Origin of the sequence: Rhizobium sp. AC44/96, assembly GCF_001692185.1 — a bacterium.
Classification (GTDB): Bacteria; Pseudomonadota; Alphaproteobacteria; order Rhizobiales; family Rhizobiaceae; genus Rhizobium.
The window spans coordinates 97,990-114,727 of record NZ_LXKO01000030.1 but is presented as its reverse complement, the minus strand read 5'-3'; the positions used below and the strand labels follow the sequence as shown (position 1 = coordinate 114,727).

The 16,738-nt window shown below is 59.5% G+C and carries 14 protein-coding genes; 11 read left to right on the top strand and 3 right to left on the bottom strand.

From position 1 onward, the window contains the following. Positions 1–56 precede the first annotated feature (56 nt). The 8 genes from A6U87_RS20330 to A6U87_RS20295 all read left to right on the top strand — a co-directional run bounded on the left by A6U87_RS20330 (position 57) and on the right by A6U87_RS20295 (position 8,103). On the top strand, positions 57–812 hold the full coding sequence (locus A6U87_RS20330; protein WP_065693115.1) for an SDR family NAD(P)-dependent oxidoreductase: 756 nt from the start codon (positions 57–59) through the stop codon (positions 810–812). Positions 813–923: 111 nt separating this feature from the next. Then, positions 924–1,856 (top strand): LysR family transcriptional regulator, encoded by a 933-nt coding sequence (locus A6U87_RS20325; protein ID WP_065693114.1) that lies wholly within the window; start codon positions 924–926, stop codon positions 1,854–1,856. Between the two features lie 198 nt (positions 1,857–2,054). Then, on the top strand, positions 2,055–2,918 hold the full coding sequence (locus tag A6U87_RS20320) for a D-amino-acid transaminase (protein ID WP_065693113.1): 864 nt from the start codon (positions 2,055–2,057) through the stop codon (positions 2,916–2,918). A 42-nt stretch (positions 2,919–2,960) separates the two neighbouring features. Next, the gene (locus tag A6U87_RS20315; protein WP_065693112.1) at positions 2,961–3,818 is read left to right on the top strand and encodes an ABC transporter substrate-binding protein; all 858 of its coding nucleotides are present in this window, start codon (positions 2,961–2,963) and stop codon (positions 3,816–3,818) included. Between the two features lie 19 nt (positions 3,819–3,837). Further along, positions 3,838–4,947 carry an amino acid ABC transporter permease gene (locus A6U87_RS20310; RefSeq protein ID WP_065693111.1) on the top strand — a complete coding sequence of 370 codons (1,110 nt, stop codon included), beginning with the start codon at positions 3,838–3,840 and terminating at the stop codon, positions 4,945–4,947. 25 nt (positions 4,948–4,972) lie between these two features. Next, on the top strand, positions 4,973–5,716 hold the full coding sequence (locus A6U87_RS20305; RefSeq protein ID WP_065693110.1) for an amino acid ABC transporter ATP-binding protein: 744 nt from the start codon (positions 4,973–4,975) through the stop codon (positions 5,714–5,716). An 18-nt stretch (positions 5,717–5,734) separates the two neighbouring features. Continuing rightward, positions 5,735–6,766: a P1 family peptidase gene (locus A6U87_RS20300; protein ID WP_065693109.1), complete on the top strand. Its 1,032-nt coding sequence runs from the start codon at positions 5,735–5,737 to the stop codon at positions 6,764–6,766. A gap of 2 nt (positions 6,767–6,768) precedes the next feature. After that, the gene (locus tag A6U87_RS20295) at positions 6,769–8,103 is read left to right on the top strand and encodes an amidase (RefSeq protein ID WP_065693108.1); all 1,335 of its coding nucleotides are present in this window, start codon (positions 6,769–6,771) and stop codon (positions 8,101–8,103) included. A 32-nt stretch (positions 8,104–8,135) separates the two neighbouring features. Here A6U87_RS20295 and A6U87_RS20290 read toward each other — a convergent pair whose 3' ends face one another. From A6U87_RS20290 to A6U87_RS20280, 3 genes are all read right to left on the bottom strand, one after another. Next, entirely contained in the window at positions 8,136–9,068 is a 933-nt protein-coding gene (locus A6U87_RS20290) for a family 16 glycosylhydrolase (RefSeq protein ID WP_065693107.1), read from the bottom strand. A 30-nt stretch (positions 9,069–9,098) separates the two neighbouring features. Further along, complete coding sequence (locus A6U87_RS20285) at positions 9,099–10,181, bottom strand: glycosyltransferase family 4 protein (protein ID WP_065693375.1); 1,083 nt, start codon at positions 10,179–10,181, stop codon at positions 9,099–9,101. A gap of 161 nt (positions 10,182–10,342) precedes the next feature. Continuing rightward, positions 10,343–11,671 (bottom strand): NAD(P)-binding protein, encoded by a 1,329-nt coding sequence (locus A6U87_RS20280; protein ID WP_065693106.1) that lies wholly within the window; start codon positions 11,669–11,671, stop codon positions 10,343–10,345. A 371-nt stretch (positions 11,672–12,042) separates the two neighbouring features. Here A6U87_RS20280 and A6U87_RS20275 point away from each other — a divergent pair, with 371 nt between their 5' ends. The 3 genes from A6U87_RS20275 (at position 12,043) to A6U87_RS20265 (ending at position 16,734) form a co-directional block, all read left to right on the top strand. Beyond that, entirely contained in the window at positions 12,043–14,010 is a 1,968-nt protein-coding gene (locus A6U87_RS20275; RefSeq protein ID WP_065693105.1) for a hydrolase, read from the top strand. A gap of 24 nt (positions 14,011–14,034) precedes the next feature. Next, complete coding sequence (locus tag A6U87_RS20270; RefSeq protein WP_065693104.1) at positions 14,035–15,201, top strand: glycosyltransferase family 4 protein; 1,167 nt, start codon at positions 14,035–14,037, stop codon at positions 15,199–15,201. A gap of 93 nt (positions 15,202–15,294) precedes the next feature. Further along, the gene (locus A6U87_RS20265; protein ID WP_065693103.1) at positions 15,295–16,734 is read left to right on the top strand and encodes a lipopolysaccharide biosynthesis protein; all 1,440 of its coding nucleotides are present in this window, start codon (positions 15,295–15,297) and stop codon (positions 16,732–16,734) included. The last annotated feature ends 4 nt before the right edge of the window (positions 16,735–16,738 follow it).

The window sequence follows — 16,738 nt, the reverse complement described above, 5'->3', positions numbered from 1 at the left end:
GTCAGGCATTCTCCTCTGCTCGACTGCGTCGTGGAGTAGGAATGAGGAATGACATTATGAAGCTCGGTTTCGATGGGAAGGTCGCGATCGTAACAGGTGCCGGCTCCGGCATAGGCGCCGCCATTTCCCGCGAACTTGCTCAGTACGGTGCCGAGGTTATCATCGCAGATATCGATGCCGCCGCTGCCGGTAAAACCGCAGCGGATATTCGCTCGCTGGGAGGCAAGGCGCGTGAGTTCGTTGTCGACGTTACCGATCCCGAAGCGGTCGAAGCGCTTGTCAAATTCACGGTAGGGGAGTGTGGGGGGCTGCATCTCGCCGTCAACAACGCCGGTATCAACGGCCCTCGCAGGCCAGCGGCAGACTATCCGATCGAGGACTGGCACAAGATTATCGACGTCAACCTGAACGGCGTCTTCTACTGCATGCGTAAGGAGATCACGGCGATGCTGGGCAGCGGCGGGGGTTCCATCGTCAATATGTCCTCGGTGCTAGGATCGGTCGGTCTGCCGACCATATCGGCCTATACCGCCGCCAAGCATGGTGTTGTCGGTCTGACCAAGGCGGCGGCGATCGAATATGCGAGGATGGGCGTGCGAATCAATGTCGTTGGGCCTGGCTGGATCGAGACGCCTCTTCTGTCTGAGCACCAGGAGTTTACCAGCACGCGCCGCATGGAGGCGCTTCAGCCGATGGGCCGGCGCGGGACGCCGGAAGAGGTGGCCGCGGTCGTGTGCTTCTTGCTGTCGGATCAGGCGAGCTTCATAACGGGGAGCTATTACCCGGTGGACGGCGCCTATACCGCTCATTAGTCGGAGACCACGTCGCTGTGGCAGTTCACGGCTGCCGAGCGGATTTGCCGTGTCATGCTGGCACAGTCACGCCTTGGGTGCCGCGTTTGACGCCATTTGGGAGTATGGACTTTGGAGCTGAAGTGGCTCGAGGATTTTGTTGCGCTGGCGTCGAGCCTCAGCTTTTCACGAGCGGCGCAGGAACGCAGCATCACCCAGTCCGCCTTCAGCCGCAGGATCAAGCAGCTTGAGAGCTGGCTTGGTGTGACGCTGGTTAGCCGTGCGACGTTTCCGGCCGAGCTCACGAAGGAAGGAAAAGCCTTCCTGCCGGCCGCGCAGGAGGCGATTCGTAACTTTTATGGCACGCGAGAACGATTGCGGCCCGCGAGTGCGCGATCCGATGTCGTCACCTTCGCCGCATTGCAGACGCTGACGGTGACGTTCCTTCCCGAGTGGTTGCGAAATCTCGAGCGCGCGGTCGGGCCGGTCAGCTCAAAACTGGGCGCAGACCGAGGTGGCATCGAAGACAACGTGGCCATGTTGATTGACGGGGAAGTGGATTTCTTTCTCAGCTACGCGCACAGCGATGTGCCATTCTGGCTTGATAGCGATCGCTTTCCCTATTTGCTGCTCGGCACGGAAACGCTGCTGCCGGTGTGCAAGCGTGAGGATGACGGTCCGCTTCTCGACATGTGCATAGCCGCCGGCAAACCTGTTCCCTATCTGAGCTATGGCGATTTTTCGTTTTTCGGGGTGGCCCTTTCGAAGCATTTCGCACGTGAAGAGCGCTTTGCGCGAGCGATCGTCCACGAGAACACGATCTCCGTCGGCCTGAAAGCGATGGCGTTGGCGGGGTGGGGCGTTGCCTGGCTGCCGGAAAAGCTTGTCGAGGAAGACATCAGGAGCGGTCGTCTCGCACCGGCAAGCCTTGATCCCAAATGGAATATCAATGTCGATATCCGCATCTATCGCCATGCCGTTTCATCCCGTCCGATTGTAGAGCGCCTTTGGCGCGCAATGGGGGCGCGGACGTTGCCATCGTCCGCCGGAGCCGGGAACGATTAGAAGCTCGCCGCGCGTTTTTGACTCGCTTCGACGCTGATATAGGGCCGAGGGATTGCCGCATTGGCGCGGTCCCGATCTCGCACACTTACGCCTATTCAGTCTTATGCAAAATATGCATAACGCTTGCAAAACAATGCATTGGCCAGCCGATCCTTTATCGCCTACCGTCCACGCATACTATCAATGCGAGGCATACGGGTGAGCAGAACGATATTTGTAAACGGGGCGTTTGTTGCGGAGGAAGACGGAAAAATTTCAGTCTTCGATCGGGGCTTTCTCTTCGCTGACGGCATCTACGAGGTAACAGCCGTCATCGACGGTCGAATGCTCGACAATGACCTCCATATTGCCCGGCTCGAGCGCTCGCTTGGTGAAATTTCCATCCCCATGCCGATGGCAAAGGAACGGATCGTCGAGATCCAGACCGAGTTGGTGCGACGCAACAACCTGCGTGAGGGCGTCATTTATCTGCAGGTAACTCGCGGCGTCGCCGATCGCGATTTCGGATATGCCGAAGCGATTGAGCCGAGCTTTATCGGATTTACCCAGGCAAAGAAGATCGTGGACACGGCGTCGGTGCGCGACGGCGTTGCCGTTGACGTAGCTGACGATCCGCGTTGGGCCAGGCGCGATATCAAGACGGTCATGCTGCTTGGGCAGGTCCTTGCAAAGAAGCACGCGAAAGCTCGTGGCTTTCATGAGGCCTGGTTCGTCGAAGATGGGCACGTGACCGAGGGTGCGTCGTCGACTGCCTACATCGTCAGCAAGGAGGGCGTGATCGTTACGCGCCAGAACTCCCACGCCGTGCTGCCTGGCTGCACCCGTCGGGCGCTGCAAGCCGTCGCCGAGGAGCAGGGTCTCACGATCGAGGAGCGCCGCTTCACGCTCGACGAGGCCTACGATGCCCGGGAGGTCTTTTTGACGAGTGCTTCGAGCCTGGTCACGCCAATCATTCGAGTTGCACAACGTTCGATCGGCGACGGGAAGCCCGGGCCGATTACGCGTCGATTGCAAGCCGCCTATCTGGAACTCGCCCGGACCCAAACCGCGCCGATCCTGTAGCGGCAATGACTTCAACCCAACAACGATAAAAGGAAGGGAACCATGAAAATTTCAACTATTCTTACCAGGTCAGCAACTGCTGCCGTATTCGCCGGCACGCTGGCGATGGCGACTGCAGCCTCGGCGACCGAAGGTTACGGCGATTGCCCGCTCACCGGCCAGAAAGGCACGGCATCGATCAAGCCGGCTGTCCCCGGCCAGTTCACGGTCATCATCAATCTCCCGGCCGTCGGCCAGTTCAATGGCGATACGCCCGACACGATCAAGGACGGCTTCGAGTTCTGCATGGCGGTCAACATCGCCAACCGCCTTGGGCTCGAAAAGGTCAAGCTCGTCAACGCATCGTTCGATTCCATCGTCGCTGGCCAGAACAAGGACTTCGATATCGCCCTGGCGCTGATCTCGGTTACCGAGCCGCGCAAGAAGGTGGTCGACTTCTCCATGCCCTACGCGACTTCGGACTACGGTATTGCCGCCAAGGCTGGCTCGACGCTTGATGAAAAGAACATTAAGACGAGCCACATGGGGACCCAGGCGGGGACGACCATGGTTTCCTATCTCCAGGACGAGTTGAAGGTCGAGAAGGTCGACGTGTTTGACGACACGGGCTCCATGTTCACCGCGGCTGTGGCAGGCAAGGTTGATGGGGTCATGACCGATCTCGGCATCGTGCTCGGCCAAGTCGCTAATTCTGGCGGCAAGCTGGTTACCGTGGGCAAGTATTCGACGGGTGGCCAGACGGCAGGCATCTATCCGAAGGGTTCGCCGAACAACCCGATCATCGACAAGGTGATGGAAGAGCTGAAGGCCGACGGCACGCTCAAGCAGCTGGAGAAGGCCTACCTTCTGGAATCTTTCGGCGGCGTTTCGCCGGACGATGTTCCGGCCTGGAAGCCCTGAGCCGAGGATAGAGAACCCCATGTCGATACAGGCTGTTGAAGCCGGGGGAGAGCGCGCCAGCAACTGGCGCGCTCGCAACCAGGTGAAAACTCATGGCAGACGCTCCGTCGCGGTGCTGCTCTGCGCGATCCTCACTCTTCTTGCCGTCGTTTATACGGTCTACTTCATTCGCGGCTATGTGGTCGCGCAGGGCTGGTCGGCGGTGCCGGTCGCGATCGTCTCGACCATTGCGGTTATCATTCCCTTGTTCGTGGTCGCCTTGGCAGTGCGCGCCCTGTCGTGGTCGCGCCAGGCGGCCAGAACAGCGGACGTCCATCTGGGGCGCGAGTTCGGGGCCAATGCTTCCGATGCATCCTGGCGAGCACTTGCCTATGCGGCATCCCTGCTCATCGTGTGCGTCCTTGCATGGTTCCTCGTGGTTAATGATGCCGCAGTAAGCCGGACCTTCTTTGACGTCGGATTGATCGCCAAGTCGGCGGGCGCTGTCCTCAAGGCGTTCGGCACCAATGTCTTCATCTTTTTCGTGTCGGGCATCCTGATCCTCGTCTGGGCACTGGTCGTTGCCATCGCCAGAACGCTCCCCGGTGACGCCGGCAGACCTATCCGCACGCTGGCTATCATCTATGGTGATCTCTTCCGCGGTCTCCCGGCGATCATCACCATCTATCTGATCGGCTTCGGTCTGCCGCTGACCGGGCTTCCGATCCTCAAGGATCTCTCGTCGAACGCCTATGCCATCATCGCTCTGACGCTGACATACGGCGCCTACACGTCCGAAGTTTACCGGGCGGGTATCGAGAGCATTCATCCAAGCCAGATTGCTGCGGCCCGGTCGCTTGGTCTGTCGTACTTCAAGACGATGCGTTACGTCGTGGTTCCGCAAGCCGTCCGTGGCATCGTGCCGGCGTTGATGAACAATTGCATCAGCCTGCAGAAGGACACCGCGCTGGTCGCCATCATTGGTACGATCGACGCCTTCAATCAGTCGAAGATCATTGCCAGCAACTACTTCAACCTCTCCGCCGTGACCACGGTTGCGCTCATCTTCATCGTCATCACCATTCCGCAGGCGCGCTTCGTCGACAAGCTGATCGAGCGGGATCGCCGCAAGATGCGCTCGGGCATGTAGGCCGGCAGGCAAGGAAACTCTGAAAATGGCACTCGTCGAAATCGACAAGGCATACAAACGCTACGGGCCGGTGGAGGTTCTCGCCGGCATCTCTCTCAATATTGAGGAACATGAGGTCGTATGCCTCATCGGGCCGTCCGGCTGCGGCAAGTCCACGCTGCTTCGCTGCATCAACCGGCTGGAGACCATCCAGGAGGGCGAAATCCGCCTCCACGGAGACCGCGTGACCGGACCGGGCGTGGATCTCGATGCCTTGCGCCGCGAGATCGGCATCGTCTTCCAGGGCTACAACCTCTTTCCGCACATGAGCGTGATCGAGAACGTCACCTTGGCGCCGCTTAAGGTGCTTGGCATGCCCAAAAAGGAAGCCTTCGAGAAGGGACGCGCGCTTCTCGCCCGCATCGGGCTCGAGCACAAGGCCAACGAATATCCTGACAGGCTCTCCGGCGGTCAGCAGCAGCGTGTCGCGATCGTTCGTGCGCTGATGATGGACCCGACATTGCTCTTGCTCGATGAAATTACGTCGGCGCTTGATCCCGAACTCGTATCGGAAGTTCTGGACATCGTGCGCGATCTTGCGAAGAAGGGCATGACGATGGTGCTGGCGACCCACGAGATGGGGTTTGCACGCGAAGTGGCAGACAAGGTTTGCTTCCTTCAGGGCGGAGTCGTCTATGAACAAGGTCCGCCTTCACAGATCTTCGGACAGCCGCAGGGCGAAAGAACGCAGGCGTTCCTGAAGAGCATCATCGAAGCCGGGCGTCTCTAGATCGGGAAGGACTAACCAGTGAGCGTAACAGCACGTGATTTCGGCATCGTCTGCGGAACCATGCCCACTGGCCCACGCAATGCGATCACCGATGTGCCCGGCGTCCGCGTCGGGCATCACACGCTGCGGGCTGGCGACATCAATACGGGCGTGACCGCCATCGTTCCTCATGGCGGCAACATGTATCGCCGGAAGGTGCTGGCTGCCGCCGATGTCATCAACGGGTTCGGCAAGAGCGCCGGCCTTGTCCAGGTCGACGAGCTGGGGACATTGGAAACGCCGATCCTGCTCAGCAATACTTTCGCCGTCGGCACCTGCGCCAATGCCCTTATCCGCGAGGCGATCGCGCAAAATCCCGATATCGGCAGGCAGACTGCAACGGTCAATCCCGTGGTCGGCGAATGCAATGACGGACCGCTGAACGATATCCAGGCAATGGCCGTAACCGAGGATCATGCCCGTCTCGCGCTCGTCAGCGCAAGCGACGAGATGGCGCAAGGCAATGTCGGTGCCGGGACCGGAATGAGCTGCTTCGGCTTCAAGGGCGGCATTGGCACGTCGTCACGCAGGATCGTGCTGGATGCATCGGATTTCCATCTTGGCGTTCTCGTTCTTTCGAACTTCGGGCGCGCGGGCGATCTTGTCCTGCCGGATGGCCGACGCCCAAGCCCGAAGACGACGCAGGATGTCGAGAAGGGATCCGTCATCATCGTTCTGGCAACAGACATCCCGATGGAACACCGCCAGCTGCAGCGTGTCAGCCGTCGGTGCGGTGCCGGCCTTGCTCGGCTCGGCGCCTTCTGGGGGCACGGAAGCGGCGATATCACGGTCGGCTTCAGCACGGGCGTGGTCTTCGACCACGATGAACCCGCAGATTTCGTTCAAATCCGGGCACTCAACGAAGGCAGGATAGACGAACTCTTCCGCGCCGCTGCCGAAGCGACGCAGGAGGCCGTGCTCAACTCGCTGTGTGCGGCCGAGGCAATGGTCGGCCGCGGGCGACAGAAGCGACGGTCTCTCGCGGACTGGCTGCGTCAAAGCGAGCGTTGAGGATGCCGGGAGAAAACTGGCACAACCTCAGCATTGCCGAGGTGTCGGCGCTCATGCGGGCCGGCACCCTGACATCCGCCGCACTCACAAAGCATATGCTGGAACGCATTGACCGGCGTAACCCTTCGCTAAACGCCTTCATCACGGTCGCACGGGAGTTGGCGCTTGAGGCTGCAGGCGCTGCCGACGCCGAGCGATCACGGGGGCGCTGGCGTGGCCCGCTTCATGGCGTGCCGATTGCCATCAAGGACAACATAGCGGTGTCCGGCGTTCGCATGACGAGCGGATCCGAGCTGTTCGCCGATCTGGTTCCCGAGCACGATGCCGAGGTCGTCCGGAAATTGAGGGACGCTGGCGCCATCATTCTTGGCAAGGTCGGGATGCACGAACTTGCGTATGGAACCACCAGTGACAATCCGTTTTTCGGTGCGATCCGCAATCCGCTGGATGCCCGCTTGGATGCCGGTGGCTCAAGCGGGGGCTCGGCCTCCGCTGTCGGCGCTAGGTTGGCATTCGCGGCGTTGGGGACCGATACCGCCTGCTCCATACGCTTCCCCGCTCATTGTTGCGGGGTTGTCGGCTTCAAGCCGAGTTTCAATGCCATCTCGACGGACGGTGTCGTGCCGCTGGTGCCGTCGTTGGACCATGTGGGCACATTGACGCGAACCGTGGCGGACGCAGCACTGACTTTTGCTGCGGCTACGGGGCTTGAGGGGCAAGATGCTGCCGTGCGAGACGATGGGCTCGCGGGCGTTCGGATCGGCGTGATGCGCCGCTTCTTCTTTGACGGTGATCCCGAAATCGCAGGTGCAGTCGAGGAGTGCCTGTCCGATCTGCAGCGCCTGGGCGCCTTGATCGTCGATTTGGATGAGGCAGGGGTCGAAGACAGCCTGACGATAAGCACACGCTTGTTTCGGGGAGCTTACGAAGCGTTCGCAGGCGAGCTTTTGTCCCACCGCGAACGGTTCAGCCCACGCGCCTCGGAAAAACTGGAAAGAAAATCGCGCATCACTCTGGCCGACTACCAGGATGCGCGGGGCCGGGTTCGTCGATTTGCACAGACGATGGACGCGGCCATGCGCGATTGCGACGTGCTCGTTGCTCCGGCAGCAACCACCATGCCGGCGGTTCTCGGAAACTGGCACGACGACTACGACTTGCAGGCGTCGAAAAACGCGACGGTGTTCAATCTCTCCGGCCAGCCGTCTATTGCCATCCCGGTTCGTCGACCGTCCCAACACCGTCCAATTGGGCTGATGCTCAGTGGACGCCGTGGGGATGATGCGGGTCTTTTAGGGCTCGCAGCGCTGGTCGAGCACAGCTTGTCAAATAACTGATAGCCGCTGGCCGGTTCGCCGCAGCGTGGAGGTCAGGTATAGACCCTCATGTAGTCAACGCGCAGTCTCGTCTCCCGGTCTTCATCGCGCAGCGGATTGGGGAACGGAACGTCGGATTGCAGGGCGAGGGTTATCAGCGGCCAGAAGACGTCGTTTTGCGCATCCATCTCCGCCGCGCGCCCGATCGTCCATTCTACCGCCTGCTGGGTCTTTGGATCGCGAATAGGCTTGCGTTCGAAGTAGAACCGGCAACGGCCGCCATCGACGGAAACACCATAGCGAAAGTAGCCCTTGGTAATGTCTGTTCCGGTATGCATGCCGATGCCTTCGTGGTGTTCACCGGGCTGGCCCCATTCGTGCAGGTAGAGGCCGTATTGAGTTGGCTCGAAGCCCTTTTGCTCGATGACATCAAGTTCGATGCTGGTTTTTGGATAGAGGATGCTCCTGCCGTTCATCAGCCAAAAGGCAGGGAAGCTCAGGGGATGCGCGGGCACCCACATCCGCACTTCGAAATATCCCTGTCTCCAGCCCTTCATGATTGTGCCGTCTGATTTCGCCGTCTGTATATTGCCGGAGATCCACTGGAATTCGGGCAGGTTGTTTCCATAGTAGTTTGGCACGTTCATCGGACGCCCGATATATCGGGCTGATATCTGGAGTGCCTTGCCGTTGCCCGCTGCCGCATCATCGACGATCTCGTAGGGGAGGAAGCCTTCCTCGCCTTCGATCCGGCTGAAGGCGGATCGGCCGTAAAAACCGCTATCGAAGGTTGTGGCTTTTGGGCCGGCAAACCAGATTGCCGGATCGAGCATCGCAAAGTTTTCATCGAAAGCGAGAGCCCGACCTTCTGTCGGGTCGCGGGTTTCTTCGGCAACTGGGCGGGTGCCGGTGAGGAGCAAGCCGCCTCCGGCCGCCAGCGCGGCAGCGCCGATCAGAATACCACGGCGAGACGTAGTGGTGGTCATGGTTTGGCTCTCCGGTTGGGGTTGCGGGCTTCAGGCTGCTGCTGCGGCCGTTTTCGACATGGGCGACAGGGCGGCTCCGTAGACATCCATCGTTTCGCGCGCCACGCGGTCGATCGTCAGGTGCTCGATGCGTAATTGGCTCTTGTCTTTCCACTCTTCAATCCGGGCGGGACTGTCGAGAAGATCGCAGAGAACGGCCGCAAGCGCGCCGGGGTCTTCTGGAGGAACCAGAATGCCGGCGGCTCCGGCTTCCAACAGCTGTGGTATGCCGTCCACCGAGGTCCCGATGACCGCACAGCGGGCCTCCCGCGCCTCGGAAAGAACAAGGGGCGCCGGATCGGCGTGAGACGGCAGAACAAAGATGTCCGCGCCGGCCATCCAGGCAAAGGGGTCTTCCTTTGCGCCAAGGAAGCTCACCGCTGTCGCGCAATCCATCTGGCCGACCATTTCCTCATAGGCCTTTCGGAATGGTCCTTCGCCCACGACATAGAGCCGTGCCTCAGGGTGTTGTGCGTAAGCAATGTCGAAGGCTTTGAACAGGTCGGGCAACCCCTTCCTGGGGTGCAGGCCGCCGACGTAGAGGATGCTAGGTGCGTGGAGAGCAACGGGCACCCGGTTGCGGTCTTCGAAGCGCATGGACCCGATCGTTCCATTGAGGACAACCCGCAGCTTTGAAGCCGGTATCCCGCGTTTGCGCATGGATGCGCCGACCGCTCCGCTCACGGCAATCACCCGCGTGCCGAGCCCCATGAGGATTGCACTCTTTTCGAACTCGTTGTGAACTGTGGTGATCAGCGGGATGCCGGCGAATTTGCAGATCGGCCAAGCGAGGACGGCGCTGGTCATCATGTGAGCGTGAACGATATCCGCCTTCCACGCGGCCACATGCGAACGCAGCGCAAATGACGATTTGAGAAGGTTGACCGGCTTTCGGTGGTGATTGATTACCACCGTCTCGACATTGTTCCTGTGCAGCAGGGCATCGAAATCACCGCCGCCGCTGGCGACACAGACGGCGTGGCCGAGCTTGCTTTGAGCGCAGGCGAGATCGACCGCCGCATGAACGTGCCCATTCAACCGATTGGTATGATTGAGAATATGCAGGATACGCATGAAAAGCACCCAGTGTCGTTGTCGGCAAAAATGCTATGCGCTCGCAATGGATGAGATCGAAGTATGGCCCGATCGACATTTGTCAGCAATGGCTAAAATCTCAACCCTGACCGCCGCGAACGTTTGCTCCTGTCTCTCGGACCGTATCGGCAGACATGATCCTATGCGCCGTTGACGGACGCTTCCGCCTCCAGGGTCGAGGTGCGAGCGGTCGGCTGATAGTTGAACGCACCCTGCCGGCCGAAGGACTCGAGCCCGAAGGCCCGCAGCTGCCGCCCAGCTTCGATTGCGTGCCGCGCCGCGCCCTCGCGATAGATTGGATATGCATTGTCGAGGACCTGGCTTCCCTCGAGCTTCAGGTCGCCGGTGAAAAGTCCGTTTGCCTGAACGTGCGCACGGAAATCGGCTTCGGCTTGGCTCACGGATCCGCCGACATGGTTGGCCACAACCTCGGCAGTGAAATATTCGCGATCGCCAACCCTTCCATAGAAGTCGGAATAGACGGTCAAGCGCTTCCAGGCGCCTTCGTGAGAGAAGTTGTAGATGATCGACTCTTTGAACCCGCGCTCTCCGGAGAAGCTGAAATAGAGGGCGATGAGCGTCATGCTTTCCAGCCGCCGGCCGGAATCGAGGCCGCACAATTCCTCGGCTCGGTGGATCGGTATCGTTGATATCACCCGGCTGGACGCGACGGTTCTATCCCCGAGATCCAAGTGCAGCCTGCCCTGAATTCTAAGGACACTCTGCATCTTCGCATCAAGATGAAATGTAACGCCTTGTTTTGTCAGCCGTTCGGCGGCGGCATTGTAAAGCGTTCTAAAGCCTTCCCGCGGACGCGCCATCTGGCGGTTTGTTGGCCCCTGCCTCCTGGGCTTCAGCACGCGTGAGGCCAGATTTCTCAAGGAGGCATGTTCGCTGATCCAGAGCATTCGCTTTCTGGCGAGATCAATGTCGATTTCTTCCGCGCCGATCCCGTAGAAGCGTTTCATGTAGGATTCCAGCCCGGAACGGTGGAGGAGATAGGCGCCAATCCAATATCGGGAGAATTCCTTGGCGTTCCGCATTTTCCGCTGGAAGATCCGCGCGTAGGCGGCGGAAGCGAGGATTCTGGTGATCTCCAGCGGGCCAGCGCCCAGAATGTCGTCGCGCAGCGAGATTGGATAGGCCGTTACCATGCCTTGCGGGTTCAACCGCGCCCACTTTGGATCGATTGGGACGTAAAGTGTCAGCAATTCCGGAAAGTGGTCGAGCAGGGGAGAGTCGTCCTGGAAGATCAGGCTTCCGATGTCGAATGTGTAACCGTTGGACGACCAGTCGATATGGTTGCCCCCTATGTGGCTATACTCATCGACAACGAGAACGCGATTTCCCTGCTTTGCAAGAACGGAAGCAGACACCAAGCCGGAAATCCCGGCTCCAAGAACAATTGCATCAAACCCCTCTGGTTCGATGTTAGTCTCGCGGACGATTTCGCTACTTGCGTCACCCATAGACTGTTCCCGTCTATAAGACCCCCAAGCCCAACCATAGATTAAATTTTCCGACCTGAAAAGATAAGAGTAAGGTTGATATATTCGGATGTATCCGGCGTTTCATACGTAAGAACTTATAACGCTTAAGTAGTAAATCTCAGTTCTGTCGATCTTTTTCTTTGATCGAGTTGTTGATCGGCACTTGATATCGTGAATTTGAGTCTGCTACTATATCTTGGTGGCGCTTGAAATTACGGGCTCGTTTGCGCCACGAGAATGCGATGCATTGGTGCGAGCCCGGTTTCCTGAGACGTGGCTGGGTTGTTTTGTGTGCCGGATTCGTTCCGGAGAGACGGATCAATTAAACTGACCGACGCAGGGAGTATCCAGTGCTGCGACGAAGCCATGATGATCTCTACAGCCCTGTCAGCAAGATAGAGCTGATCTCAACCGACGTCTTCGATACTTTATTGTTACGCCGTAGGAAATCGGAGCGATCTCGGATCGTAGCGGCCGAGGCAAAATTTGCGCGCCTGCTCGCCGAGCGCGGCTTTTCGGTGCCTCCGGACGACCTTGTTCGTGTGCGTCTCTTGGCACAGAAATCAGCCTATCGCGCGTTGAATATGGGCGACGGCGCGGGTGAGGTGCGTCTCACCGATATTATCTGCAACCAACTCAACATTCTTGGATTGCCCGAGAATTTGGTCGAGGAACGGCTTGCGATCGAACTGGCGTCCGAGAAAAGGGCCCTTTCGGCGAACGGCGCTCTCGCGATGTTGCTGCGGCGCTATCATGCGGCGGGGCTCAGGGTTGTTGCCGTGAGCGACACGGGGTTGCCGGCAGACAAACTCACCGAACTGATCGACTATTTTCATGGCCCTGGGCTCATCGACCGGGTCTACTCGAGCGCCGACATGGGTGCGAGCAAGCGGCATGGTGGGTTGTTTTCGGCAGTTCTGGAAGCCGAGTCGGTCTCCCCCTTGCAAATGCTCCATATAGGGGACGACGAAAGAGCCGACTTCTACGTTCCCGAGGGAATGGGCATCCGGGCCGTACATCTTCCGAGGAACACTTTCAGAAGCTACGCCTCCCGGGCGGACGGCGCAGCCACGGAAGCAATTCGGCGCGTCAGGCGACGCTTGTTGCGAGGCAGGATGGATGTTCCCGTGCCGGAGGATAGGACGTCGTTCGGCAAGGAGGTTTTTGGGCCGATCGTCGCCGAGTTCTGCTTGCTGATCTGGCTATACGCCAGGCAGGCGAATGCAGGCGGCGATGCGACCATGCTGTTTTGCGCGAGAGGCGGCGTCGGTATCCGTGAAGCATTCGAGCGATTGTTGCGGGCTCTGGAGCTTCCGCTCGATATGAAGCGGGAGAGCATTCTGGTCTCGCGCCTTGTTGCGGCGCGTTCCGCGCTCATGACGAGAAGCCCAGCGGTGCTGGACGAGCTCGGTCGCGAGTTTCGCGGCAATAGTTTTGCGGATGTCGCTCATGCAATGGGTGAGGGCCGCTACGACCTGCCGGCGGCTTGGCGGCAGCCTTTCGACCCGGCGCGGCTCTTTTTCATGCTGGACACTTCGGAAGGTCAACGTGTCCTTGCCGATGTGCGAAAGCAGAACGAGCTTTTCGCCCGGCATCTCGATCAGGTTGCTGGAGACACGAAGCGGATCATCCTGTGCGATACCGGCTTGTATGGCAGCACGCAACGGCTCCTGGCCGCCGGCTTCCCTGACCACCGTTTCGAGACGATCCAGTTCGCCAGGTGCAATTACAAAGGGCTGAGCGAGGATCATTTCCCGAGAGTTGCGGGGCTTGTGGTCGAACAAAACCTCTACAGCCCACTCAAAGTGGAATCCGTCATTCTAAGGTACTGGCAGATCATCGAAAGTCTGTTCGAGCCGGCAGTGCCGTCGGTAAGACGGCTGAGCGAAGATGCCGACGGCCAGATAGTGGGGGATTCCGGCGACATCCGATACGGCAGACTTGACCCTTCGCTGGGCAACCCGCTCCTCGCAGGAGCGCTGCAGTACATCGACGGCGTCACCAGCGGAGCGACGGTTGTGGCTGACGCCGACCGAGCCTGGCGGCGCTTGAAAAGAGCCATTACCAACCCGACCCAATTCGATCTTGTCGCGCTCGGCACCGGCCCGCGTTCGGTCGATTTCGGACGGTCGGATATGGTGCAGGTGATCGGTGGCTCCGAAAGGGCCGCGATCGGCCGGAAACTCATCTCGGTGAAGTCGCAGCTATGGCGCGAGGGCGCGATTGCGCGTGACTTTCCCTTGCTCAAGCCGGCGCTGCTGGCAGCGCTTGAAGCGGTGCATATCGTGCGGGGCGTCACAGTTCGCCTGCATCGCTAGACTGGCCAGACCGAGGAGTTGCTGATGAATGTTGCCATGCTTCTGAGTTGCGGTTCTTTCGAAGGGTTCTTCGGACGTGTACAGGGTCAGACACGCGAGAAATACCTTCAGAGCTACCGCAATGATTGGAGTTGGTATTACGGCAGTGGTCTTGTGGAGAACGGCGTCAAGGTGACGCTCTACATTCCCTCGCTGCATGAAAGCGGCCGTTACGAAACGGATTCGGGCGTTGCTGTACGATTTCTTCAGCTTGCGGCGTGGTACCGGCCGGCGGAAAGGGTATGGCTCAAGCGAATGAGCCGGACCAATCCGCTAACGCTTTACGCTGATGAGCGGCTCAATGCGGCAGCACTGATGAAGCCGCTCAAAGCAGGGCTCGCACAGGATCACGTCGATCTGCTCTACATTCAGGAATATTGGAGCGGCCGGTTCGACCATGTTGTTTCGCGCATCGACCTGCCGACGACCGCCGCTGATCACGGCGGCGTCTCGAAGGGCGTGCTCAAGTGGTTCAAGCGCCGATCCTTCGCGCGAACTCGGGGCGTCTACTGCCAGACACCCGACGAATGCGACATCGTTGCCCAGCATGGCGGCGTGCCCACGCTTCAGCCCAACGGCTGCGATACCTCCCGGTTCTATCCGCGCGCCGATGTCCAACGCAGCAAGACAATTCTGACGGTGGCGCGGCTGACCAACAAACAGAAGCGAACGAGCGATATCATCAAGGCGCTTGGGCTTCTGCCGGAAGAATGGTCACTGGACATCGTCGGCGCCGGCCCCGACCTTGACATGCTGACGCGATGCGCGGTCGATGCTGGTGTTTCCGCTCGCGTGCGGTTTCACGGCTTTGTCGATCGAACGACGGTTCGAGATTTCCTGCAGACGTGCGGAGTTTACGCGATGCCTTCGGCCAACGAGGCCGTGGCCGTTGCCGCACTGGAAGCGATGGGGTGCGGCACAGCAGTGGTCTTGAGCAGGATCAGGGCTTTCGAGCGCCTTGTGGAAGACGGCGTGAATGGTCGGCTGGTTCCGGTCGGGAATCCCGAGGCGCTTGCGGCTGCGATCCTGAATGCCTGGGAAAACAAAGAGGCTTTCGGTGCTGCCGCAGTGGAAACCGTGCGCCAGCATTTCAACACACGGGTGCTTTACAGCAAGCTTGCGGAATCCCTGCGGGCGTTCGCAGCCGGTTGAGCGCACTTCCTTTGTACAGCCGATGCACAAGCATGAAACAACATTGCGATACCCTTGGAGCGAAGAGGCAAACAGCGGGGTCTTGATTTCAGAATGCTCGCATTCAAAGCCTTCAAAGGAGCCGGCTGGCTCATTGTGTCTCGCTTCGTCGGCCGCATCATCGACTTCTTTACGCTGCTGGTTCTCGCTCGCAGCCTGACACCCGACGATTTTGGTCTGGCGGCGTTGGCGATGTCGCTCGTGCTTGTTGTCGACACCGTCCTCGAGCTGCCTGTCACGCAGGCGCTCGTCCGCCTCAAGACAATTGACCAACGCCATTTGGACACCAGCTTCACGCTGAGTATCCTGCGAAGCGGGTTGATCGCCGTCATTATTCTGGCGGCAGCGTGGCCTTTTGCCGCCCTGAATAACGACCCGGAGCTGATGCCTCTCGTTGCGGTGCTCGCGCTCGCCCCAGTCATAAAGGGCCTATACAGCCCGGCTATGGTGCATTTCGCCAGGGATCTCGGTTTCCGGCAGACCTTCCTTCTGGAGTTCTGCGGGAAGGTAGCCTCGTTCGTCGTGGCCACGACCACCGTTTTCCTCGGGGGAACTTACTGGGCGATCGCAGCAAATTACGTGGCTTCATCGACCGCGGCGACTATTGCGTCCTATGTTCTGGCGCCCTATCGCCCGGCCTTCTCGTTGTCCCGGCTGCCCGATTTTGCAGGCTTCATTGGCTGGTTCAGTTCCGCGCAGTTGGTATCGGCCCTCAACTGGCAGTTCGATCGCGTGTTGATCGGCGCCGTCGCGGGCAAGGCGATACTCGGTCGGTATGCCTTGGTCAGCGATGTCGCGGCAATTCCGACGCAGAACCTGATCGGTCCTGCGCAACAGTCTGTCATGGCTGCATTTGCACGGATCGGCTCGGATCCCGAGCGGATGAAGTTCGCCTTCCTGAAAGCCGTTCGCTTTGTCATGCTGATTGCGGTGCCGGCCTGTGTCGGTATCAGCCTGACGTCGGACCTTGTCACGGACCTGCTGCTCGGAGCGAAGTGGAAGGACGCGGCGCCTCTCCTCACCCCACTGGCGCTGTCGATGATCCCCATTCCCTACTTCCAGACTTTGTACTCTGCCGGGCTTGCGGTCGATCGGCCGCATATCATCTTCAAGCTCAACACGATCGACCTGTGCTTCAGGCTGGTATTGATCTCTATTGCTTTCTATCTTTTTTCAACCACAGGCGTCAGCTTTGCGAGGGTGCTGCTCTCCTCGATCATGTTTGTCTTTTATCTCATGGAGACGAGGCGGCTGCTGCAGGTTGAAATCTGGAGGCAGTTGAAGAACCTGTGGCAAATTGCGCTCGCCGCCATTGTCATGGCGATCTGGGTTCTGGTGTTGCGACACGAGCTTGCGGGCCGTGCGTGGAACGATGTCGTTGAGCTTGGCATCGTGGCGAGCACGGGTGCGGCGGCTTATGTCGGCACGCTGCTTGCTCTGGGTGTGCGGTTGATCGCCGGTGGTGGGCGGCTCGAGCTTGTCAATCGTCGATAGCTGT